This is a genomic window from Coprococcus intestinalis (genome assembly GCF_023656595.1).
GTDB classification, from domain to species: Bacteria; Bacillota; Clostridia; order Lachnospirales; family Lachnospiraceae; genus Coprococcus_A; species Coprococcus_A intestinihominis.
Map to the genome: position 1 here is coordinate 78,837 of NZ_JAMOKJ010000015.1, position 23,413 is coordinate 102,249.

The window sequence follows — 23,413 nt, forward strand, 5'->3', positions numbered from 1 at the left end:
AAGTCAGACGGGATTTTCGCTTTATATTACGAATTATGGAGGACATACCATGAAAACCTTAATATCTTGTGCCTACAATATGGATAATTGCTGTGTGGAACTGAAATTCAGCGACGGCAGTATGATTGCGATTGACACTATCACCGTTGAGAACGAGATTGCTGACAATATGTATCAGCGGTCAGAGCTGGATTATTTGATCTACAACGCTCCTTTGGAGTATGCAGACCTTATCTTGAACGGCGATCCCGAAACCTATTTGAAAACTGTAACAGAAAACAAGCCTTTGGATAGCTGACAACACGCTGCCCGCAGGAGAAAATCCTGCGGGCGTTTTTCTGTTTATATTATTTTCCTCCGCTGGATCTCAATTTAGGAAAGAAGATGACAATCTTGAAGCCCTTTCCCCACTGGGAAGCTGCTTCCAGATGAAGATTTAGATCGTCGGCCATCTTCTTAACCAGGTAAAGTCCCATACCGGTAGCCTTCTTTCTGCTGTCAGTAGAATCCCCGGTAAAGCCCTTTTGAAAAATGTACGGCAGATCATGTTTTTTTACGCCAATGCCGTTATCTTCAACAGAAAGGATATCTGCGGTCTCCGAATGTATCATGGAAATTGTAAGCATGGGACTATCGCTGCTATATTTGATGGCATTGCTAACGATTTGTCCCAACATAAACTGAAGTCCTCTACGGTCTGTATAGACTGTTTCAGATTGCAGTTTGTTGAGAATGACAAACTGCTTCTCTTCAAGAAGTGGGGCATAGTCCTCCAGAACTTCACCCAAGCAGTCATTCAAATTGACATCCTCAAATCGGTAATCCTTTGTACTGCTCTTCAACCGGGCATAGTACAGCATCTGCGTGACATCCTCCTGAAGCTGACTGCGGACATAATCCAGCTTTGCTTGCAGGGAAGGAGAGATTTCATCGTTCCGGTTATCCAAGAGCATGGTCAGCAACGATAGGGGCGTTTTCGCTTCATGTGCCCAGCCCTCCACGTATTCTTCATAGTCCCGTAGGGCATCCGCCATATTGTTACTCTCGTTTTTGTATTCCCGTAAAACCGAAGCCAAAAATCGGACAGATTCTCCTTCTTTCTGACTAATGGCACTGAGCAGCCGTTCTTCATTGCAGATGGTAGGATCACTGAGGAAATCCCGGAACAGTTCCATGTGGGTGTTCTCCCTCTTGTTTAGTACAAACAGAATCACTGAAAACAAAAGGATGCTCGTCAGAACTACTAACCCGATCAAGGTTTGAAATGCCTGAATGTCAGAAATCCAAAGAATGACAGCGCAAAAGCAATCCACGCCCAGCAGCAACAGAAGCCAGGGGTAGTACCGTTCTATCATGTGCCAAAGCTGCTTCATAGAGACACCTCCGCTTCCAAACGGTAGCCCATTCCTCGAACTGCAACGATTCGCTGCTTCATTTCAAGGGCGGACATCGTTTTTTTCAGCCGGGTCAGGTTAACCTGCAAGGCATTTTCATCTATGTATTCCGTAGTTCCCCACAGTGCCATGCAAAGCTGCTCCGTTGTAACCAGTGCATCACCACTTGCCAAAAGAGCAACCAACAGTTTTCCCTGATTTTTTGGAAGCACCACAGAGGTGTTATGAATATAAAGTGTGTAGGTCTGCTGGTCCAACAAGAAGTCCAATCCCTCTATGAGGTTGGTACGACCTTCATACCTTTTGAGAATATTGGATACCCTGGCGAGAAGTCGGTCTTTTCTGCACGGCTTCGTCAAATATTCATCTGCACCCAACTGGAACGCTTGCAGTTCATCCTTTACCTGATCTCTGGAAGTCAGCACCAGGATGGGGATAGCGGTTTTATTCTTTAACTCCTGGCAGATTTGAAAGCCACTGATTTCTGGTAAATTCAGGTCTAAGATCACGAGGTCAGGACGGAGGGCTGCCAAGAGCCGAGCGGCATCTTCAAACTCGGTGATTGCCTCCACAAGATACCCGTCCTTTTGGAGCATATTGCAGAGTTCTTCCCGCATATAGACTTCATCTTCCACAACAGCAATTCTTTTCACGACAGCACCTCCTTCCAAATTATTCTTCTCTCTGCGGCTGCATCAGTGTCAGCAAATACCGATCACTGGAGTGCTTGACCACTCTCATATAAATATATTCTATCACGCAAAGCAGCAAAATCATAGCAGCAGATACAAGCAGCATTTCAGACACTGTCCCACGGGTTCGGGACGAGAGTATCCCTGTAAATAACGCCCTGACTCCAAACAAACTGCTGACAGCCGCAACCAATACAGGAAGTCCCATAAACCAGGTAATTTGCTTTCCAGCAGACTGGCAAAGGGTTTCGTAAGTAGCTCCCAGGCGGATCAGAGTCTGGTATCTGCGCCCGGTTTTCTGCTGACTCATCAGGAACTGAACACCCACGATGGTGTTGGCAACTACCAGGAAAACAATCGCAAGATAGAGGGTAATATAACTGGATGCTATGGTGTAGAAAAGCTGACGACCCATATTCTGAAGATAGCTTTCATATTCAATGTCAATTTCGTCCAGCTTCTCGTTCAAATCCAAATATGCAGTCATAAGGCTATTTCCATTCAGAGCTTGCTCACTGAGCACCGCATTGACATAGGTATCATACATTCCCTGACTATAATATAGGAATGCTTCATCCGGAAGAATCAATGCAAAGGACAAGGTTATAGAACGGTCCGTGACCAAATTCACAGACTGAACCTCTCCTGTAAGATGAATCGGACTACCATCCAGTTCCACCTTGGGCTGCCCGGCCAATACTTGGTTCAGCATTGCGGTACGGCTTGCCGTAGTAAACTCTGTATCAATATAGACAGTGGCCTCCTTTTCGCCTAATTGGAGAGCCGGATTGCCGGACAATTCCAACAAACGATTATAGTCCGATAAACAAATCAAATATGGGTATGTGGCATAACCAAGATTGTTCAGAAGGACATCCCGGTCTTCCGACTGGGGCAGGCTCCGAAGAGAGTCCATAACAGCGTCCATGCTGTAGGCATTATCATAATCTTCTGTGGTGCGAATACGCCCAACCCTCATTTCAAAAAGCTCTGAAAATTGATTTTCCAACCTGTTTTCTTTCAGGACTGCCTTTATATTCGGAAGAACCTGCGATGAATCTTCTGCAGTATGATCTTCAAAAGTATAGTCGATTACATGGCCAGAAGACAGGTTATTCGTTCCTGCAATTCCTACGCCCGCACCAAAACAACACAGCGCCGCCAGAATCAGCAGGGAGCTGATGGCCATGGAGTTTGACTGATGAATGACATTCTCCTGAATCTGCCGGAAGGTAAATACATGAAGCTGCTTATTTCCTTTTCCTTTCTTAACAATCAAAGCAATCAGCGCACGCATCCCATAGAAAAGCAGCATCGTACCAACTATGCCCAACAGCAAAGTCAGTCCCATCATACTTACCTTTGTCCATGCAATTCCCTGAATCGCCATGTAGTAAGCCACTGCCAACATCACACTTCCGCATATAGCAGCCAGTCCATAGATAACAGATGGCATTTGCTTTTTGGGGCGGTTCGTTGGCTGGGATAGCAAAGTACCGATCTCCTGGCGGCTGATTCGTCCACTCAAAATCAGAAGTGCCGTCAGCTTAATTGCCAGAAATCCTGCCAGCGTCCATTCAATCGCAGACCAGGATAAAGAAAACTGATGACCGATGATCCCCATGCCTACCAGCTTGGCGGTGACAAGACTGACAATTTCTGAAAGCACCACAGCCACAGGTAAGCCTATGAGCATGGCAAGAATACTGGTCAGGAAATCTTCCGCCAGAAGCATACCAAACAGTTTACTTCTACGCATCCCCAACATTAGATAAACACCAAACTCATGCCGTCTGCGCTCGAACTGATACTTGCAGGCAAAATAGATCAAAAAGAACAGAATACCGAGGGTCATCCCATAAAACGCAGGAATCAGAAGCAGGAGTTTGTCAACTGCGTCACTCTCCATTTTCTGCAAAAAGAGCATCACATCTTGAGTGGAGATGGAAAGAATCATGTAAAAGGCAACAATAGAAATCACCAGGGAGCTGAAAAACAGACCGTTTTCCTTTCGGCTGCGGCGGCTGTTCCGAAGAATGAGATTAGAGAACATTTGCGCTGCCCCCTCCCAGTTGCGCCATCACCTTCAGGATGCGCCCGTAGAACTCCTGCTGGCTTTCGTCTCCACGCCGAAGCTCATGAAAGATCACGCCATCCTGGATGAACAGGATGCGCTTACAGAAGCTGGCGGCATTGGAATCATGGGTTACCATCAGGATCGTAGCTTGTTCGTCACGATTCAGGCCGGACAGCTTCTCCATAAGACTTCTTGCGTTCTTAGAATCCAGCGCACCCGTCGGTTCATCGGCAAGGATCATTTGGGGATGTAAGATCAGAGCCCTTGCTGCCGCAACACGCTGACGCTGGCCGCCGGACATCTTGGACGGAAACTTATCCAGAACATCAGTGATTTCCAGATAGTCAGCCAACTGCTTCAGCCGCTGGCTGCTTTCTGCTTCGGATACCCCATGCAAGGAAGTCGGGAGCAGGATGTTTTCCCTGCCAGTCAGGTTGTCCAGCAATTCAAAGTTCTGGAATAGATAACCAACTTTTTTGCCACGATACTCTGCAAGAGCCTTTCCCTTGAGGGATTGCAGAGTATCGCCTTCCACCTGAATGCTCCCACCGGTGGGCTGAATCACAGTTGCAATACAGTTGAGAAGCGTGGATTTACCGGAACCACTGCTTCCCATAATGCCGAGAAACTCTCCCGGCATCACCTGGAAGGTGATCCCATTCAGTGCCTTTGTTTGACTTGGCACATTGCCATAGATTTTTGTTAAATTTTCAATATTCAAAATGGGTTTCATGTGAATACCTCCTATCATTTGTAATAAAATGATAGCATGGGAACACAGCAAATACCACTTACAGTTGTTGTAAGGATTCAGGATATAAGTGGCGGCTCAAGGGGGACGAGCATATATTTTTTAAGAGCATCAGGCGACAATGATAAAATATACCGGATCGCCTCATTGGCAAACCAGTTCGTTTTAATTGTATCCCAATCAGCAAGCCGAATGATTTCTGCTGTGCCGTTCTCAAAATCAACTGATATTTCGCCCCATTCGCCGTCGCAGTCTGCCTGGTATTCGTAGATTGCGGCGGTGATTTTCTTTTTGCGCTTGGTTTTGGATTTCTGTTTCAGCCGGACTGCATGGATAGCACCCTCGGCAACCAGAAGCTCTTTTGTTTTAATCAAAGAAAAAGCTCCAGTCCTCTCACAAAAACTGAAGCCTCTTTTGAATATCTCAATCACACCCGCAATCCGGCCTTCGCCGTACATCCATGTCCTTCACCTATATTCTGCCACCAGGAAGATAAGTCTGAGTTTCGGGGAGCGACCCCTAACTTCTTACCCCGGCTTTCGCCCAAGCCTGCACAGGAATGGCTACCTGCAAATTTCACCGTCCATTCAGATTTTTCCTCACTATTTCTGCCATACGGCTACTTTCACCGGCTACTTCCGTTATAGGCGGATTTCTCCACCGTCAAAGCAGAGTGCATTATTGGCTTTACCTCTGTCATACCAGCTGCCACACTGATACCCCTTAGGCTTATTCCTGCACCGCAGGCGTCTATTGCTGCACCCGGAAGTTCCGTGCAATTAAGTGCGAACATCTCTGCGATATGCGTTTTCCTTGACGGTTTCCGTCTCCCCGGGATTCATCACTGAACCCCGACGGCCTCCCGGAGCAGGTATCCCTGCTCCGGTCACCCGGACCTCCTCACCCTTCCGGCTATTGGAGATTTTACCGCACACCTCGAAGCACTGGCGTACTTTATTCATCGAGTTGATTGCAGACATGATTCAAATATTCAAATATGAAATTGTCATTTGTCAGCGGACCAGACGATACTCTGATACTCTGTATTTCATCGCTGTCCCCCGCTGACAAGAATCATTATAAACGCTGATGAAGTATTTGTCATTCAACCAGCGGTTTAAAATATCAAAAAATGGGGAAATGTACATCAAAAATGCCCCAACTCTTTATGAGCTGAGGCATTCGAAATATTCATGCAAAAACAATAAATTCAACAAAAGGAAATCATCTCCCATAGGTACGATGTAACACGCAATAAATTTAAAACGATACAGAAAGAAAGCAATAAAATGTGTCAATCTCTCATAGATACGGTGTAGCGCATGCTTTGGAGATGCTTCAGACACATTGTCTTGTTTCAATCACTCATAGGTACGGTTCAACTGGTACAATAGTGCTGTCAAAAAGAGCAAAAAATAGTTTCAATCCCTCATAGGTACGGTTCAACAACCGTATTTACTGCGTTTTCTGTTTTCATTATACCCCATTTTCCCTGTTTTTCAACCTTTTTCTCCAAAAAAGTCGGTCAACCTCTTCATAGCAAATTCCCGCAAAGCCTTGATTCTACTGGCTTTTTTATTTTTGTCAAAATTGGCTCGGAGGTTCACCGACTTTTCAGCCGTTTTTTGGCTGTTTTCGGCACTTTTCCATGCTGTTTTTGTTCTGGAAGCCTTGATTTTACTGCCCTGGAGGTTCACCGACTTTTTTACAGAATTTTTAGCAATCTCCTGTTTGAATGTCCAACTCTAAATTTCTACAGAAAACCGAAGATATCGATGCAGTCAATTGCTGCATTCATATCTTCAGTCTGATTTTTATTCATACATATAAAGGATTCCCAAAGTTCCCGGCCCGCAATGACAGGAAATGGTTCCTCCGGCACGGGTCACATAGATATTCTCAATATCCGGCTGCCATTCATTGATTTTGGTACGAACCAGCTCAATGATATCTGGGTCAATGCCGGAATGGGTAATAAATATCCGGTTCTGTCTAATATTGTCTTTGCCTTTCAGCATATCATCGGCATAGGCCGCAAAACATTTCGTCGTCCTGCCGCGATATTTCTTCGTGGACAGCATATTGCCGTTTAATACGTCGATACGTGGTTTCAGCTTCAGAATATTGGCACCGATGGCCGCCACAGAACTGCATCTGCCGCCTTTCCAGAGATATTCTATGACATCCACAAGGAAACTGGCCTGGCATTTATCTGCGTCCTCACGCACTTTTGCCGCAATTTTCTCCGCTGATAGCCCCTGTTCCCGCAGATCACAGGCTTCCAGTACAAGCAAACCGATACCGGTTGAAAGAGTTCTTGAATCTACCGGATAAACATGCCCGGTTTCCTCCGCCGCAAGCATGGCCTGATTATAGGCTGTTGACATCTCTGAACTGATTGTAAAGTGTACAATCTCATAACCTTCATCCAGCCAAGGTTTCCAGCACATCTCATAGTCATAGGCATTCGGCGCAGATGTCGTACATAATCTGCCTGTCTGCTCATAATGTCTGTAAATATCATCCGGGGTAATGGTCACATTGTCCTGCAATAGCTCGCCATCTCTGACAATGGGATGCGGAAGAACTGCAACATCAAACTGCGCCAGCAATTCTGCTGACAAATCGCAGGTACTATCACTCATAATCTTTACTTTACTCATACGCTACTCCCGACCATCTTGGGTCTATTCCTGAATTTAACTCTGAAAACCGGCTGCTAGTACATCGTTTTCAAAAATATCTTCTAAACTATTTTCTCCTATTATGCCAGCTCCATATGACCTTCCATTTTAAAATAATCTTTCCATGCTGCAGGTCCGCCGGCCAGTACCGAACACCCCTTATCAAGGGAGATTCCCGTACCATCCATACGGCTGATACGGCCGCCGGCTTCCTGCACGATCAATGAACCGGCCGCATAATCCCAAGGCGACAGACGGCACTCAAAGAATAATTCACAACGTCCACTGGCAATATCACACAAATCTAATGCAGCGGAACCACTTCGTCTCACATCCAGACTTGCCCTATGCAGTGTCTTCACCAGATCAAAGGTCTGATCAATTAATTCTGCATAATAAGGTGATGTCCCGAAACATACAAGTCCTTCTTCCAGTCGGTTAGAAGATACATGCAGCGGTTGACCATTTAAAAAGGCTCCCTTTCCTCGCTGCGCATAAAACATCTCATTACTGTATGGGTTATAAACAACGCCGATTTCCATAGTCCCATGAAGTGCCAGTCCCACAGACACGCAGCTTCTGTGATAATTTTTGATAAAATTGGTCGTTCCATCGATAGGGTCCGCAATAAATGCATAACCTTCACCAATTGCTTTGCTGTGTTCTCCTTCCTCACCGATAAATACCGCCTCCGGCAGAATTTTCAGCAATTCCTCCTCAAGATAGGCCTGAACCGCCACATCATATTTTGTCACAAAATTCGCCCGTCCCTCCTTGGAACTGACATTTCTCTCGGCACCATCTGCGAACAATATAATATCGCCGCATTTTTTGACCACCGTCACTATTTCATCCAGCATTTCTCATTCCCCTTTACATTCCGGCATTGATAATTCTTCTGAACTAACTGCCGGCATTTTCATCTTCATCAGAAACCACAGCGGTTCAGAAATCATCTCTGAACCGCTGTATCATAAGTATTCAGAACTTGCCTATAAGTTCTGATGCGGAATTCGGCTCTGCTGCGCAGACGTACTTCCCGACCGAATTTCTGCACATTATTTAAGTTTCTTAATACGTTCAACCGCTTCAAGTGTGTTCTCATAAGAGCCGAAAGATGTCAGACGGAAATAACCTTCACCGCTTGGTCCAAAGCCTGAACCAGGTGTTCCCACAACATTCGCCTTATCCAGCAGATAATCAAAGAATTCCCATGAAGTCATCTTGTCCGGTGTCTTCAGCCAGATATATGGCGCATTCACACCGCCTGAAGCAGAAAATCCTGCTGCTGCAAGGCCTTCTCTGATAATCTTCGCATTATTCATATAGTAAGCAATCTGTTCCTGTGTCTGAGCCTGACCTTCCGGTGTATAGACAGCTGCACCGGCCTGCTGAATGATGTAAGGTGCACCGTTGAACTTTGTGCCGTGACGTCTTGCCCACAGGCTGTTTAATGTCACATCGCCGCACTTAAGCGCCTTAGGAATAACTGTGAAACCAAGACGTGTGCCTGTGAAACCTGCATTCTTGGAAAAGCTTCGAAGCTCGATGGCACATCTGTCCGCACCGTCGCACTCATAAATCGTATGGGCCACATTATCTTCTGAAATGTAGGCTTCATAAGCTGCATCATAGATGATCACTGCACCCTTTTCAAGGGCATAATCCACCCATTTCTGAAGCTCTGTCTTCGGAATCGTTGCGCCTGTCGGGTTATTCGGAAAGCAAAGATAAATGATATCCGGTGTTTCTTCCGGCAGTTCCGGTGCAAAGCCATTCTCCTCTGTGCAAGGCATATAGATCACATTGGAAAATCTCTCTGTTGCAGAATTGTAATCCCCTGCTCTGCCTGCCATAACGTTCGTATCAACATAAACAGGGTAAACCGGGTCACATACCGCAATACGGTTATCAACTGAAAAAATATCCCCGATATTGCCGGAATCGCTCTTGGCACCATCACTGATAAAGATTTCATCAATGGCAATATCAACGCCGCGAGCCTTGTAATCATGCTGTGCAATCGCGCTTCTCAGAAATTCATAACCCAGATCAGGTGCATAGCCCTTAAATGTCTCCTTAACAGCCATTTCATCAACTGCGCTGTGCAGTCTTGCAATAACAGCCGGTGCCAATGGCAGTGTCACATCGCCGATACCAAGGCTGATGATCTGGTCTTTCTTCTCCGGATTAGCTTCCTTATATGCAGCTACTTTCTTCGCGATTGTTGAAAACAGATAGCTGCCTGGTAATTTAAGATAATTATCGTTGATTTTAAACATCTTCGTGTCCTCCTCATCTTATCCGTCCGCATTCTTAGTATAAGCTAACGAATTTATGGTTCTGTTCACCATTGTAACTCATGAAAGCATTTCATGCAATAGTTTTCATTCGACTCTCTTTGTCTAATGTACTCATAGCTGCTCAAAGTCAACCTCAAAAATATATTGACATCTTTCATCCATTCAGTCTGCCATAGCCCGCTCCTTTCGGATTCCAACCCTACAGTTTAATGAATTCCGGCTTCCTATGCTCAAAGACCGTCAGATATCTGAACCCGGCCGTTTCCAGCATTTCATGGGCTTCCTTCTGATAAAAGCCGATATATTCTGCTTTGTGGGCGTCACTGCCTATGGTAATGATCTCACCGCAGCATTCCCGGTATAACTTCAAAATCGACATCGGCGGCATGGCATCCTGCATGGCCTTATAATATCCGGAAACATTCAACTCAATGCCCCGTCCCTTCTCTGTCAGATTCTTAAACAGCTGACGGAATTTCTCCTCATAAGGTCTCAGATCAAGACGCAGTTGATTACGCTCAAACATATAGCGCAGCGGATAGGTCAGATGCCCCATCACATCAAAATCGCCCATTTCCGATAATTTCAGCAGCCAGTCCACATAATGATCATACATTTTCGCCACATCGATTTTGGTAAAATCATAATAATAGACATCCAGATCTTTTTCCATATTATGGATAGAACCGATGACAAAATCCAACACATCACCATAATCCCTGATAAAAAGCGCCGCCGCTTCCGGATTCACCTGAGGCTGTCCAAGCTCCGCACCGATGCGCACCTTCAATTGTCCGGCATACTTTTCCTTCATCTGAACAAGTCCGGCATACAACCCTGAAACATCCATATGATGCTGTTCACCGCCGGGCACTTCAAAATTCATCTGCTCATCGTAAGGCAGCCCTGTATAAATATCCATATGGTCTGTGATCGCAATTTCCGACAGTCCTCTCCGGATCGCCGTCTGACAGATCGTATCCAGTTCTTCTGAACCATCAAAAGAATATTTAGAATGCATATGATAATCTGCTAAATACATTTCTCTTTTTCCTTCTTTCTTCTCTCTCGCAATTCACGGAAAAATCCGCTGAGCATGGATGAACACTCCTCATGCAGCACATCCTTCGTCAATTCTACCTGATGATTAAACCTTCTCTCCTGAAGCACATTCAACACAGAACCTGCGCAGCCTGCTTTGGCATTCATACTGCCGATCACCACTCTGTCCACACGGGCCTGAACAATTGCTCCGGCACACATCGGACAGGGCTCCAGTGTAATATACATCGTGCATCCCTCCAGGCGCCAGTCTCCCAGATATTTGCTGGCCTTGCGAATAGCATTCATCTCCGCATGGGACAGGGTATTCTTCTCCTTGTTGCGCTTATTATATCCCCGGGCAATGATCTTCCCTTCATAGACGATCACACAGCCAATCGGGACTTCATCAATGGCCGCCGCTTTCTTCGCCTGCGCCAGCGCTGCTTTCATAAACTTCTCATCTTCTGTCATCCTCTATCACTTCCTCCAAATTTTTTAGATGCAATTTTCTAAAATCTCAGAAATACTTTATACTTTATTAATAATTAGCTATTGTATTTTTAGAACTTTCGTGTATAGTATTGGCATAAGGTTGAGAAAGCCTTATAGCCAGAAAAAGATTAGAACATAACAATCCTCTCTCTTAAGAAAAGGCATCCGAACGGCAGGATGCCTTTTTTATTAATTATACCATAAGGTACTAAAAATTTTTAATACCTTATTTCGTAAAATCCTAGAAATACTTTAGACTTTATTAATAAACATCTATTGTATTTTTAGAACTCTCGTGTATAGTATGAGCATAAGGTTAAGAAAGCCTTATAGCCAGAAAACAATTAGAACATAACAATCCTCTCTCTTAAGAAAAGGCATCCGAACGGCAGGATGCCTTTTTCTTATCACCAATATTTTTATAAATATTTAATCATTTTCCATGTAATAATATGATATAATATTTAGTAGATGCATAATTATGTGACATTTCATGAATTAATTTTAAGCAGTCAATACATTTTGCACCTATATTATCTCAACAAATGTTGAAGGAGGTTTCTTTATGGCTAAGAAAATTTTAATGCTTTGTGGTGATTTTACTGAAGATTATGAGACAATGGTTCCTTTCCAGGCACTGTCTATGCTCGGCTATCAGGTTGATGCTGTCTGCCCGGATAAGAAAGCCGGTGACGTTGTTAAGACGGCCGTTCATGATTTCCTTGGTGACCAGACTTACACCGAAAAGCCGGGACACAATTTCGCATTAACTGCTGATTTTGATACAGTAAATACTGCTGATTATGTTGGTCTCTTTATTACAGGCGGCCGTGCTCCTGAGTATATTCGTCTGAATCCAAGAGTCATTGAAATTGTTCAGGAATTTTTCGCAGCTAAGAAACCTGTTGCTTCCATTTGCCACGGCCCGCAGATTCTGACTGCTGCCGGCGTTCTTAAAGGCGTGAAAGCGACTGCTTATCCGGCTGTCGGCCCTGATATCACCCTTGCAGGCGGTACATATGTTGAAGTTCCTGCAGACCAGGCTGTTGTTGATGAAGCTGCTCAGCTCGTTACAGCACCTGCTTGGCCTGGCGATACAGCGATTCTTGCAGAATTCGTCAAACTGCTTGGTGCCAAGATTGAACTCTGATAACTCCTCATTCTAAACATGGGATGTCGGGTATTTCGCCCGGCATCCCATAATATATCCAACCAGATAGCAAAGGCTGCCGGATTTCTCCGACAGCCTTGAGTTTTTATCCTTCTATGCAGCATATTCTGCAAAGCAAGAATGTTCTTTAAAAAAATTACAGCAGCATCACGAATATCGGAATCGTAATAATACATAGCAGCGTTGTAATAAATATAAATTTCGACGCCAGCACCACATCATTGCCGTATTCTCCTGCAAAAATCGCACAGAAACCCGCCACCGGCATGGCATGTCCAATCACAAGCACTCCATAAATCATCGGGTCATGAATCAGCGGCCTTGCAATCATCAACACCAACAACGGAATCAACACCAACCTTACAAAAGAACAGGCATAAGTTCTCCAGTCACTGAAAACATCTTTGATGCTGCTTTTTGTCAGAATCGTTCCTACATAAAGCATGGCCATCGGTGTTGTCAGGGATGACATTCCCTGTACTGCATTATCCACCGGTGCCGGAAAGCGCAGCTGAAAAATAAACATGATCAACCCAACAACAATGGCTGCATTCACCGGTGTTAAGATATATTCTTTCATAGAATGTTTCTTTCCGGCTTCCGTTCCGGTACTCCGCATGAGCCAGACACCATAAGTATAGGCATAGGTGGAAAATGCCAGATTGGCAAATGTCGCATAAAAAATGGACTCTCCGCCAAAAACGGCATCCATCACCGCCCATCCCATAAATGCATGATTTGTAAAAGTCACTGAATAAATCCAGACGCTTTTCGACTCTTCGGAAATCCTGAAAATCCAGGCTGTCAGATACCCGATCAGAATACTCGCTCCAAATATGATCAAACTGATGACATACACCTCTCCAGCCTTGACCAGCCTCTCAAAGGTATAATCTGTTTCAAAAGTCGACAATATAAGGCAAGGGATCGTAACCACCAGCAAGAACCGACTGATACCAGCAGAAAAGCCCTCACTGATCATCTTTCTCTTGCTGACAACATATCCCACAAGAACATAAATAAAAAGTGTCACCAGTTTCCCTGCCACCGCAAAAATTGCACTCATTCCTTATTCCATCCCATCCTCAAATACACCGTTCCACAGAAATGGCATATAGATTGCATTCTGCTTCTCCCAGTCGGCCTCACAATGGCCGCCAAAGGCCTGAAGATACGGATACGTCACGGCTCCCCGCTCTACCAGCAGATGACTGAACTCCAGATTCGTGCAAGTATATTTGACCAGTCCCGGTTTACGTCCTGATTCCTTACTTCCCCAGCTCATATAAACCCTGGTATCAGGAAGCAGCGGTCCGGCCGATGTCAGTTCTTCCCGCATGGCATCATAACAAAATCCGACCGCACTTGAAATACAAGCTGCCTTTGAAAAAACATCATTATGGGCCACAACTGTATAATAAGCCATCAATCCGCCCATGGAGCTGCCGCCGATACCGGTATATTCCCGCTCTGGTTTTGTTCTGAAATGCGTATCGATCAGCGGTTTCAGCTCATCGACCACCCACTGCATAAAGACTTTGCCCGTTCCATGAATCCTTTGTCCGTCAAAATCCTTGAAATCATAGGGCGAAAACTCCTCCAGACGCTTGTTGCCCTCATGATTGCATTCAATACCGACAATGATCAGCTGGTTCTCCCACTGCCTCATAAATTCCTGCAGTCCCCAGGATTTACCGTAGGTAGCATCCTCATTATAAAAAAGATTGTGCCCATCATACATATACATGACCGGATATCGCGCTTCGCTTTCCTCGTAATCATCCGGAAGGTAGATATGCAGCATCCTGTCCAAATGATATGGAGTAATATGTACCATTTCTTTAATAACCATTTTCATCCTCCGATTACATGATCTATTTCTATATCAAAAATCATCTGCTTTCAAACTACAGATTCCATCATACCATATAATATCTGTTATCGAAAGATTTTTCAAAAAAATACAAATATATCTTTCATTATCAGAATATTCATATTAAAATAGATATGTATATTGATAAACATTTAAAGTGCCATGCATTTTGAATATGGAATCTATAAAATAGGGGGATTACATAATGGACCTGATGAAAGATATTTATAAAAAAGAACTTCGTACACGTATTGCTGCATGGGAAGGCAAGAAGACAGACGATTTCCAGTATGAACCGGAACGCGCCGAATTAAAAGCCCAGATGAAAGACTGGCTGGCTGAGAAACTCGGCGTCGATGATGAGAAGAAGCTGCTTATCGCCAATCGTAAGTATTTCGCTACTTGCATGGCCGAGCTGGTTTATGAAGAAACTGTCCGTCCGAACATGAAGGACTTTATTCATTAAAAAAAAAGAAATAGCATCCCCAAGTAGATGCTATTTCTTTTTATTTTATCATCAATCGTAAATTATTCACCTGCAGTTCAATCTCTGCCAGCTTCGCTTTGTCCTGCAGCAAGTTCATAATGTAGGCTTTATTGACGCTCATGCTCTTTGCAATAAGGAACTGTGCTTTCTTATAATCCTGAGCCTTAATATAAGCCTGCACAGACGCAAGGTCCGTCGGTCCATTATATTCCGGACCAAGAAATGCCGGTGCTGTTGCTTCCATATAGTAAAACGGCAATATGTGATCTGCCACATACCCGCAGTCATAACCTGCAAATTCCACCGTCAAAGTCACTTCATCCGCATCCCGCTTACCGCCGCACTGAATATCAAAATTCTTCAGCTGGATCGGACCTGTAATCGGGGCCAGAAGCTGTTCAATCTGAGGCTCCACTTTGCCTTTACTGCTGTTTAATGCCTGGGCAACCATTTCATTCTTCTTACGAGCAGGCAGCAGTTTGATCATCTGAGTCGTAAACGGCGGCAGTTTCATACCGCCCATCTGCTCCGGATGCTGTTTGGCCATCTCCAGCATATTGTTCAGAAATTTATCGTAATTAATATGGCCAATGGCCAGTATCATCTTAATCATTTAGTTCATCTCCAGTTTCAATTCTGTATGACTCAAATTGTCAAGACTTGTCACTGGTGCTGTTTCGATTTCCGGAATCACTGACTGTGCTTCTGTATTCTCTTCCGCCTCATTCGCTTCTGCAGCAGCCATAACCGGTGCACTCAGATTCGATGGGCTTGTCACATACCAGACCACATCCACATTCTCCAGTGAAATAATCGCCTCTGAAACCGGCACTCTCGCTTTCGCACAGCACTCAGCAGGGTCGCTGCAGTAGAAAGTATCTGTCTCTGCATCATAGTCCGTCAGCGCAATGGCATGAGGCTTATTGGAATCATAGGCAACAATTCCTTCCGGATGTTCTTCCAACAGTTTCTTCAAATCTTCTACAGAGGATACATAATCATGCGTCATAGTCACACCATCATACGTAAATGTCCATGAAATACCGACGCCTTCTCTCCATGCAACGCTCCCTACACTGCTCTCCGTAATATCTTCCCAGTTCTCAAAACCTGCCAGCATTGCCGCCCTGCGCATAATCATGGCCGAAGACGCCAGTGTACAGGTTCCCCGTCTTGACTGTTTGATAAATACATTTTCATCATTCAATTCTTCAAAAGTAATATCTTTCGTGGCTGTTTCCTCTGCCGCCTGAGCCTGACCGCAGTTTACAATGACGATCATCAACACCAGACTCAGCAAAAGCATCCATTTCTTCATTCTCTAAAAACCTCGCAAAATTTAATATTCCGGATTTGAAAACAAATCCCAAGCTGCCGTTTTCACACGGCACCCGCTAAGTGTAATATATCTGTAATATTTTCGCAATAGATTTTAGAGTTTTTTAAGATTTTTAATTAACAATTTAGCAACATTTTTCTACATGACATTTCGAAAATTCAATTCATAACTGAAAATTCGAATCGCATTGTCCTTTTCTGCTGCCAATTTCAATGTTTCAGGCAAAGTTGTCACACACACAACTGCATAGACTTTCCGGTCTGCTGCATTTTTCTGAATACGTTTTCTCTGAACCGCCATATCATCCAATATCTGCAGATAAAACTCCTCATAATCTGCCCTCTGAACAGTCTCAATGACATAAATATTGTCCTCACGATCCAAAGCGATCAGCTGACCGTCTCCCCGCTCTTCACACAAAGTTAACGGCAGGCCGAATATATGCTTCTTCTGTTTCAGATCATCCGCAATCATCTGTGTCAGCGTTGGGCCTGAAAAAGCAATATTCGCTGCTGTTTTGACCATGCTCCCGGATTGATCCTGATCCGGCGCCTGCCTATTGATTTCAGTCTTCTGACCTTTCGTCTCCTTTTGCTCAGCAAAATGGTTATCCGCTGTACCTGCAGACTTCTCGACATCTATCGTATCTTTATTCTTCTTTGTCTTGATTCGATCATAAAGCATATTGCCATAGACAATAATTACGATGATTCCCAGACCAATTAGAAAGTACATGTATCTTCCCTCCTGTTATTTACTGCTGTAAGAATATGCATTGGAAACCTTAGCATTATTGGAAGTCAGTTTCACATCCTCCCGGTAATAAGCAACCACCGGTGTACCAAGCTCAACATTCTTATAAATCGTGTCCGCTGCATCATATGGCAAATTGATACAGCCATGTGAACCGCCATTCTTATAGATACTGCCGCCAAAAGAGCTTCTCCAGCTTGCGTCATGCAACCCCACATTGTAAGCAAACGGCATGAAATACGTAACGTCCGATTCATAATCTTCGCCCTTCAATGTCGCCGGACTCTGTCTGCTGATAACCTTGAAAACACCGTCCGGTGAACCATTGCCGTTATTAAGATTACCCGAAACAATATCTGAATCTACCACAAGAGAGCCATCTTTGTAATACCAGAGATGCTGATTTGTATAGTCAATTTCTATGTATGTATTGCCGATATCATCTGCGCCTTCCACAAAAGCTCTCTGCTCGTATTTCGGTTCTCTTGTCACAGATTCACCATTCTTGATATCCTCAACAATCTGTGCAGCCTCCCCTTTCTTATTAATAACCCAGCCGTAATCACCGCCGCCGATTTTGACTGTATCCCCTGCAGTTGTTTCGAAGGACCTTGTTGCCGCATATGTATTATACTTGGAAGCCAATTGCTGTGCATAAGAGGCCGCCATATCGGAATCCACCGTAACGGACAGATCATCATTAATCGTCAGCCATGACAAAATGGTCGTGCCGTCCAGAACCTGCTCTGAGCCTTCTATCTCATAAGTGATCGACATATTCTTGTATTTCTCTGTTACCTGGAGCTTCTCCTGCAATTTTGGATCATCTGATGTCACTGACGGCTGAACGTAGTCGTTGTCGCTCAGCCGTAAGACAGACTGACGGCTGTCAATGGCCGCCTTCACATCCAACATAATCTGCTCCTCAAGAGGCTGACTCCCTTGCTTCTCAGGGACAATCTCATAACCATTCTCTGTATACTTCAAATAGGCATCTTCCGGCTTAACAATGTTCTCTTCCTTAAAACAATCCATGGCTTCAACCAATGTCACCAGCTTTGATTCATCATACGTCATTTTTACCTCTACTGTATGAGAATGCTCCTTGCCTATATGTAAAGGCCACAGCATACTGTTCTGATCATCCATCATCTTCTGGATGCTGCCATCGGATTCATAATGATAATCAATATCCGATCCACTGATATAAGAGACCCGGTCTTCTCTGTCGTGGACAGCCAGCAGATAATCCTCTGCTTCCTCCTTAATCTTCGCTTCTGCCGCCTCTACCGTTCCCAGGGAAAAATTTGTCTCATTAATCACGGTTCCCGGATAAAAATGGTCATGGAAATAATATCCCACACCTGCATAGGCCGCTGCCAGCAATACAACAACAGAGCTGATTCCAATGATCAGGCCTTTTTTGACCGACTTCTTCTTTTTTGCCATACCTCTTCCTCCATCATCTATCTATCATTCATCTATTCATCGTTATCTATGCATTACGTTCCTATCATACCATATTTTACCTAAATAATCTGTCTTTTTTATAAACAAATATGATTTCTCTCCTGATACGGCAAAAGGCCGCATATATCATGCAGCCTTATCAAAATAAATCCTGATTTCTGTTCCTTTTCCAACCTCGCTGGCCAGTTCCATCCGTGCACCGTTTCTGGCCACGATATGTTTCACTATGGCGAGTCCAAGACCGGTTCCGCCTGTAGATTTTGACCGGCTTTTATCCACACGATAAAAACGTTCAAAAATGCGTTCCTGATGCTCTTTGGAAATGCCAATACCGGTATCTTTGACCGACAGTACAATCTGATTATCCACCGGCATGACAGAAATGGTCACACTTCCGCCTTTATTATTATATCGAATGGCATTGTCACAGAGATTGTAGATTACCTCATCAGCCATTCCCTTCTCTGTACGAATCTTGCAGGACTCACCTTCCAGCTTCAGTGTCACATCATGCTTTTTCGCACTCATCTCCAACGTATCCATACAGTTTTCCGCCGCCTGATACAAATCTACCGTTTCCAGAACCACATCCTGCGTCGTTGCATCCAGCTCTGACAATCGAATCGTGTCATTGATCAATGTCAGCAGACGATCTGCACTCTTATGAATCTCACCACCAAACCGGGCAATATCCTTTTCCGATACCATCCCGTTTTCAATCAGTTCCGAGTAACCTGAAATAGCCGCCAGAGGCGTTTTCAGCTCATGTGATACATTGGCTGTGAAATCCTGACGCATACTGGCATTTTTCAAAATATCTTCATGTTGTCTGCGAATCGTATCAATAAATGGTTCCATCTCCTGATAAACCGCAATTTCGTTGACATAATCCATGTTTTCAGCCATCTGTTCAATCGGTCTGAGCAGACTGTCTGTCAGCAGACGTCCCAGGAATGTACAGATAACAAACAAAATAACCACCATCACCGCGATGATCGGCAGCATTCCCTGCACAATACTGAGAACACTGCCTGTCTCCGTCGCCACACGGAGCACATTGCCGTCATTCATGCGCACAGCATAATAAAATGTAGATTTTGCCACTGTTTTAGACTGACGGACAGCCTGACCTTCACCTGTTTCAAACGCCGCCTTGATCTCCTCACGGTTGCTGTGGTTTTCCATGCCGCCGATATCCGCATTGGTATCCAAAAGGACTTTGCCTTCTTTGTCGATAATCGTGACACGAAGATTATCCAGCTGATGCACTTCCTGAATCAGCGTTGCTTCATCATATGTATCCACACTGGTCAAAACATAGGCGTATGTTCTCACATCACTGAAAACCTGTGCTTTAAAACGCTGATAAAACAGTGCCGTCACAATGGTTGTGGTAATAAGGATGGCCAGGGCCGCGATCAGACAAAACTGCAGATATATTTTGTGCTTCATCTTTTTTCCGCGCATGGCCTTCTAATTCTCCTTATCCGACATAATATAGCCGACATTTCGAACAGTCTTGATCATAGAACCGGCCTCACCGAGTTTTTTACGCAAGGTCTTGATATGCATATCCAAAGTTCTCGATTCACCCTCAAAATCAATGCCCCATATACGCTCCATGATCGTATCTCTCGCAGTCACAATCCCTGCATTGGACATCAGAAGTTTCAGCAGCTCATATTCCTTATAGGTCAGCTCACAGACCTGATCACTGACATATACGGCATGCTTTTCATCATCCATAAATACATTGCCCAGCGTCAGGAATTTCTTTTCTTCCACATAAGCACTTCTTCTCAGCAATGCCTTGACTCTTGAAATCAGTTCCATAATACCAAAGGGTTTGGTAATATAGTCATCTGCCCCTACATCCAGTCCTTTAACCTTGTCGATTTCTGATGTCTTGGCTGTCACCAGAATAATCGGCAGCTTCTTTGTCTCCGGCATGGACCGGAGCTTTCTCAAAACGTCCAGTCCATCCGCATCAGGAAGCATAATATCCAGCAGCAAAAGGCTCGGCACTCTCTCCGACACCTTTTTAAAAAATTCTCTGGCATTATCAAAACCTTCTGTCTGATATCCGCTGTTTTTCAGAGCATAAGCCTCTATTTCCTGAATATTCAGGTCATCCTCAAGAATATATATTGTTGCCATTTTTGTCCTCCTTATGACTGCGGCAGCGCATAAACTGCCTTATCCTTCTGATAGGCTTCACGGAATGCTGCATCTTTGTTTTCTTTCAGGCCTTCCAGATATTCATGGACATCAAATACATTCTCATGGATTCTCAAAAGGTCAACGGCCAGATTGGAACAATGGTCTGCCACTCGCTCATAATTAATCGTGATATCTGATAAAACAAAACCAAGTTCCACAGAACATTCGCCGCTGCGAAGTCGTCTGACATGACGCTGCTTCAACTCATCATTCAGATAGTCGATCACTTCCTCAAGCGGTTCCACCTGACGTGCCAGATGAATATCATCATTCTTAAATGCCTCAATAGACATATTCATAATATCTCTCACTGCTCTGGAATAAACTTCCAGTTCCTGAGCACCCTTATCCGAAAATGACAGGTTTTTCTCGTTCATTTCCTGGGCCTTTTCCATAATGTTCACCGCATGATCGGAAATTCGCTCTAAATCCCCGATGCAGTGCAGCAGCATAGACAGACTCTTGCTGTCTTTTTCCGACAGATCACGACTGCTGAGTCGAATCAGATACGTACCCAGACGGTCCTCATAATGATCCACTTTATTCTCCAGTTTCAGAACATTCTCTGCCTTTGTCTCATCATATTTCTGCAGAAGCTCCATGGCAATAAACAATGCCTGTCTGGAAAGCTCGGCCATATGAGATGTAACGGAATAACAATTCTCCATGGCAAAACCCGGTTTCTCAATGAAACGATCATCCAGCAGAAGCAGCATATCCTGTCCTTCCTCTGCAGGCTGTACAGACTGCTTCTCATCTTCATCAGATGTTCTGACAGTAAGGATCGCCAGTTTCTCAAGTCCCCTGTGGAAAGGAAGTAAAATAGCTGTTGCGAAAATATTAAACACACTGTGGATGACCGCAATACCTGCCGGATTGGCCATATTGTCGATAAAACTGAAATGGACAAATGCATTCAGCGCATAAAAACCAATCATAAAAATCGTCGTACCGATAATATTGAAATACAAATGGACAAATGCTGTACGCTTTGCATTCCTGGATGCACCGATACTGGACAGCAGTGCCGTCACACATGTACCGATGTTCTGTCCCATAATAATAGGAATAGCTGCACCATAGCTGACGGCCCCTGTCACACATAAAGACTGCAGAATACCGACCGATGCCGATGAGCTCTGGATCACTGCCGTCAGGACAAGTCCTGCCAGCATACCCAGCAGCGGGTTCTTGAACATCAGCAGAATATTCGCAAATTCAGGCACATCCGCCAGTGGTTTCACCGCATCACTCATGGTTTCCATACCAAACATCAGCACGGTAAAACCAATCATAATGGTACCTATATCCTTTTTCTTCTCATTCTTGGAAAACATCAGAAATCCGACGCCGATTACGGCCAGAATCGGTGAAAAAGAGGACGGCTTCATCAATGTCAGAATAAAATTGTCCCCCTGAATACCTGTCAGACTCAAAAGCCATGATGTCACGGTTGTACCGATATTGGCACCCATAATAACACCAACTGCCTGAGACAGCTTCATAATACCGGAATTAACAAAGCCAACAACCATAACCGTTGTGGCTGACGATGACTGGATGACAGCTGTTACACCGGCGCCTAACAGTACAGCCTTGAAAATGTTGTCTGTCATCTTCTCCAGAATACGTTCCATACGTCCGCCGGACGCCTTTGACAGACCGTTGCCCATAACTTCCATACCATACAGAAAGAGGGCAAGGCCGCCAATCATCGTTAAAATATCAAATACACTCATAAATTTCTCCTTTACATGTCTTCATAACATTCATCTGTTCATAAATAGTTTCCCTATTCATTCCCGATTATACGATGACTATGTAAAGGCTAAAGGCATTTCATGTAAAATTAATGTAAAATTTCATTTACATTCAGGTGTATTTTGGACTTTTTGAGCTTTATCTACGTAAATTCTGTGTAAACCCATAATCTTGCCCGCATTTCTGCACAGCACCTGACAGATGATGGACAACTCCCATCTGCCAGTTCTTCTCTATTATTTCTTCAGCCACTTCTTGCAATGACTGCACTGCTCCTGTATATCATGGATCAGCATAGAAGTATGATAACCATCCGCCACGGCATGATTGACCATTATACTGAAAGGCAGCATCCAGCGATCATGAACCTCATGGTAACGTCCGAAAACAATGATCGGAAAATACATCTGCCTCGGTCCCGGTGTGTCATGTCCCACAGATGTAAAAGAAACCCAAGGTACACAGGATACCGGCGTAAAGGCATCCGGACGATCCGGCTTGGCTTTAATTCCTTTGCTATCCTTATACTGCTTCATATCTCTGCAGATATCTTTGTAAAATATGCTGAAATCCTCATTCCATTCTGTCCAGATATCTGAAAATGTTTCATCATCTTTGTGAAAAATCGTGTAGGACGGATGACAGATATCATATACGCCCAGATGGCCTTCTTCATCCAGGGCCATTCTGAAATTCTCATGATGGTTAATGCTGTACATAATGGCATACATCATCGCCGGATAAAAATAAATCCCCTTTTTCAGGCAGCGTTTCCTCAACTTCGTCACATCCAGCTCCACATTCATCTCATAACTGGTGCGGATCTGTTCATTATAATATCGATAGTGTTCCCGACGCGGCCACTGTTCCATGTCTATACGTTCAAATGTCATTTCTATTCC

General features: G+C 44.3%; 23 protein-coding genes. 3 read left to right on the forward strand and 20 right to left on the reverse strand.

The window, feature by feature from the left end; genetic code table 11:
* The first annotated feature begins 49 nt into the window (after positions 1–49).
* Positions 50–298, forward strand: a complete 249-nt coding sequence (locus NBH03_RS11785; protein ID WP_250799703.1) for a DUF6061 family protein — start codon at positions 50–52, stop codon at positions 296–298.
* 49 nt (positions 299–347) lie between these two features.
* Here NBH03_RS11785 and NBH03_RS11790 read toward each other — a convergent pair whose 3' ends face one another.
* From NBH03_RS11790 to tadA, 10 genes are all read right to left on the reverse strand, one after another.
* Positions 348–1,373, reverse strand: a complete 1,026-nt coding sequence (locus tag NBH03_RS11790) for a sensor histidine kinase (RefSeq protein ID WP_250799704.1) — start codon at positions 1,371–1,373, stop codon at positions 348–350.
* A complete protein-coding gene (locus NBH03_RS11795; protein ID WP_085531196.1) occupies positions 1,370–2,047 on the reverse strand; it encodes a response regulator transcription factor in 678 nt (225 codons plus the stop codon). The genes NBH03_RS11790 and NBH03_RS11795 overlap by 4 nt, the downstream gene beginning before the upstream one ends.
* 19 nt (positions 2,048–2,066) lie before the next feature.
* Positions 2,067–4,139, reverse strand: a complete 2,073-nt coding sequence (locus NBH03_RS11800) for an ABC transporter permease (RefSeq protein WP_250799705.1) — start codon at positions 4,137–4,139, stop codon at positions 2,067–2,069.
* Positions 4,129–4,896 carry an ABC transporter ATP-binding protein gene (locus NBH03_RS11805; RefSeq protein ID WP_033121505.1) on the reverse strand — a complete coding sequence of 256 codons (768 nt, stop codon included), beginning with the start codon at positions 4,894–4,896 and terminating at the stop codon, positions 4,129–4,131. Before NBH03_RS11805 ends, NBH03_RS11800 begins: the two co-directional genes overlap by 11 nt.
* A 77-nt stretch (positions 4,897–4,973) precedes the next feature.
* Positions 4,974–5,372 carry a hypothetical protein gene (locus NBH03_RS11810; RefSeq protein WP_330621076.1) on the reverse strand — a complete coding sequence of 133 codons (399 nt, stop codon included), beginning with the start codon at positions 5,370–5,372 and terminating at the stop codon, positions 4,974–4,976.
* Between the two features lie 1,356 nt (positions 5,373–6,728).
* A complete protein-coding gene (locus NBH03_RS11815) occupies positions 6,729–7,577 on the reverse strand; it encodes a DegV family protein (protein ID WP_250799706.1) in 849 nt (282 codons plus the stop codon).
* A gap of 101 nt (positions 7,578–7,678) precedes the next feature.
* Entirely contained in the window at positions 7,679–8,458 is a 780-nt protein-coding gene (locus NBH03_RS11820; RefSeq protein ID WP_250799707.1) for an inositol monophosphatase family protein, read from the reverse strand.
* Between the two features lie 198 nt (positions 8,459–8,656).
* Positions 8,657–9,880, reverse strand: a complete 1,224-nt coding sequence (locus NBH03_RS11825; RefSeq protein WP_250799708.1) for an LL-diaminopimelate aminotransferase — start codon at positions 9,878–9,880, stop codon at positions 8,657–8,659.
* 220 nt (positions 9,881–10,100) lie between these two features.
* Positions 10,101–10,943, reverse strand: coding sequence for a histidinol-phosphatase HisJ family protein (locus tag NBH03_RS11830; RefSeq protein ID WP_250799709.1), 843 nt, complete (start codon positions 10,941–10,943; stop codon positions 10,101–10,103).
* A complete protein-coding gene (tadA, locus tag NBH03_RS11835; protein ID WP_015513150.1) occupies positions 10,934–11,416 on the reverse strand; it encodes a tRNA adenosine(34) deaminase TadA in 483 nt (160 codons plus the stop codon). Before tadA ends, NBH03_RS11830 begins: the two co-directional genes overlap by 10 nt.
* Before the next feature lie 586 nt (positions 11,417–12,002).
* Here tadA and NBH03_RS11840 point away from each other — a divergent pair.
* Positions 12,003–12,587: a DJ-1/PfpI family protein gene (locus NBH03_RS11840; RefSeq protein ID WP_250799710.1), complete on the forward strand. Its 585-nt coding sequence runs from the start codon at positions 12,003–12,005 to the stop codon at positions 12,585–12,587.
* Between the two features lie 157 nt (positions 12,588–12,744).
* Here the strand turns inward: NBH03_RS11840 and NBH03_RS11845 are convergent, their stop codons facing one another.
* Both NBH03_RS11845 and NBH03_RS11850 read right to left on the reverse strand, forming a co-directional pair.
* On the reverse strand, positions 12,745–13,674 hold the full coding sequence (locus tag NBH03_RS11845) for an AEC family transporter (protein ID WP_015513144.1): 930 nt from the start codon (positions 13,672–13,674) through the stop codon (positions 12,745–12,747).
* 3 nt (positions 13,675–13,677) lie between these two features.
* A complete protein-coding gene (locus tag NBH03_RS11850; protein ID WP_015513143.1) occupies positions 13,678–14,460 on the reverse strand; it encodes an alpha/beta hydrolase in 783 nt (260 codons plus the stop codon).
* A gap of 226 nt (positions 14,461–14,686) precedes the next feature.
* Between NBH03_RS11850 and NBH03_RS11855 the strand changes: the two genes are divergently transcribed.
* The gene (locus NBH03_RS11855) at positions 14,687–14,947 is read left to right on the forward strand and encodes a hypothetical protein (protein ID WP_015513142.1); all 261 of its coding nucleotides are present in this window, start codon (positions 14,687–14,689) and stop codon (positions 14,945–14,947) included.
* A 40-nt stretch (positions 14,948–14,987) separates the two neighbouring features.
* Here the strand turns inward: NBH03_RS11855 and NBH03_RS11860 are convergent, their stop codons facing one another.
* The 8 genes from NBH03_RS11860 to NBH03_RS11895 all read right to left on the reverse strand — a co-directional run bounded on the left by NBH03_RS11860 (position 14,988) and on the right by NBH03_RS11895 (position 23,404).
* Positions 14,988–15,581, reverse strand: coding sequence for a hypothetical protein (locus NBH03_RS11860; RefSeq protein ID WP_250799711.1), 594 nt, complete (start codon positions 15,579–15,581; stop codon positions 14,988–14,990).
* Positions 15,582–16,286 (reverse strand): hypothetical protein, encoded by a 705-nt coding sequence (locus NBH03_RS11865; RefSeq protein ID WP_117528466.1) that lies wholly within the window; start codon positions 16,284–16,286, stop codon positions 15,582–15,584.
* 159 nt (positions 16,287–16,445) lie between these two features.
* Positions 16,446–17,042 carry a hypothetical protein gene (locus tag NBH03_RS11870; protein WP_250799712.1) on the reverse strand — a complete coding sequence of 199 codons (597 nt, stop codon included), beginning with the start codon at positions 17,040–17,042 and terminating at the stop codon, positions 16,446–16,448.
* A gap of 15 nt (positions 17,043–17,057) precedes the next feature.
* Positions 17,058–18,509 (reverse strand): L,D-transpeptidase family protein, encoded by a 1,452-nt coding sequence (locus tag NBH03_RS11875; RefSeq protein WP_250799713.1) that lies wholly within the window; start codon positions 18,507–18,509, stop codon positions 17,058–17,060.
* 147 nt (positions 18,510–18,656) lie between these two features.
* Positions 18,657–19,997 carry a sensor histidine kinase gene (locus NBH03_RS11880; protein ID WP_227082401.1) on the reverse strand — a complete coding sequence of 447 codons (1,341 nt, stop codon included), beginning with the start codon at positions 19,995–19,997 and terminating at the stop codon, positions 18,657–18,659.
* A gap of 6 nt (positions 19,998–20,003) precedes the next feature.
* Positions 20,004–20,687, reverse strand: coding sequence for a response regulator transcription factor (locus NBH03_RS11885; RefSeq protein ID WP_015513136.1), 684 nt, complete (start codon positions 20,685–20,687; stop codon positions 20,004–20,006).
* An 11-nt stretch (positions 20,688–20,698) separates the two neighbouring features.
* Positions 20,699–22,489, reverse strand: coding sequence for a Na/Pi cotransporter family protein (locus tag NBH03_RS11890; protein ID WP_250799714.1), 1,791 nt, complete (start codon positions 22,487–22,489; stop codon positions 20,699–20,701).
* A gap of 258 nt (positions 22,490–22,747) precedes the next feature.
* Entirely contained in the window at positions 22,748–23,404 is a 657-nt protein-coding gene (locus NBH03_RS11895) for a CatA-like O-acetyltransferase (RefSeq protein WP_250799715.1), read from the reverse strand.
* Positions 23,405–23,413 lie beyond the last annotated feature (9 nt).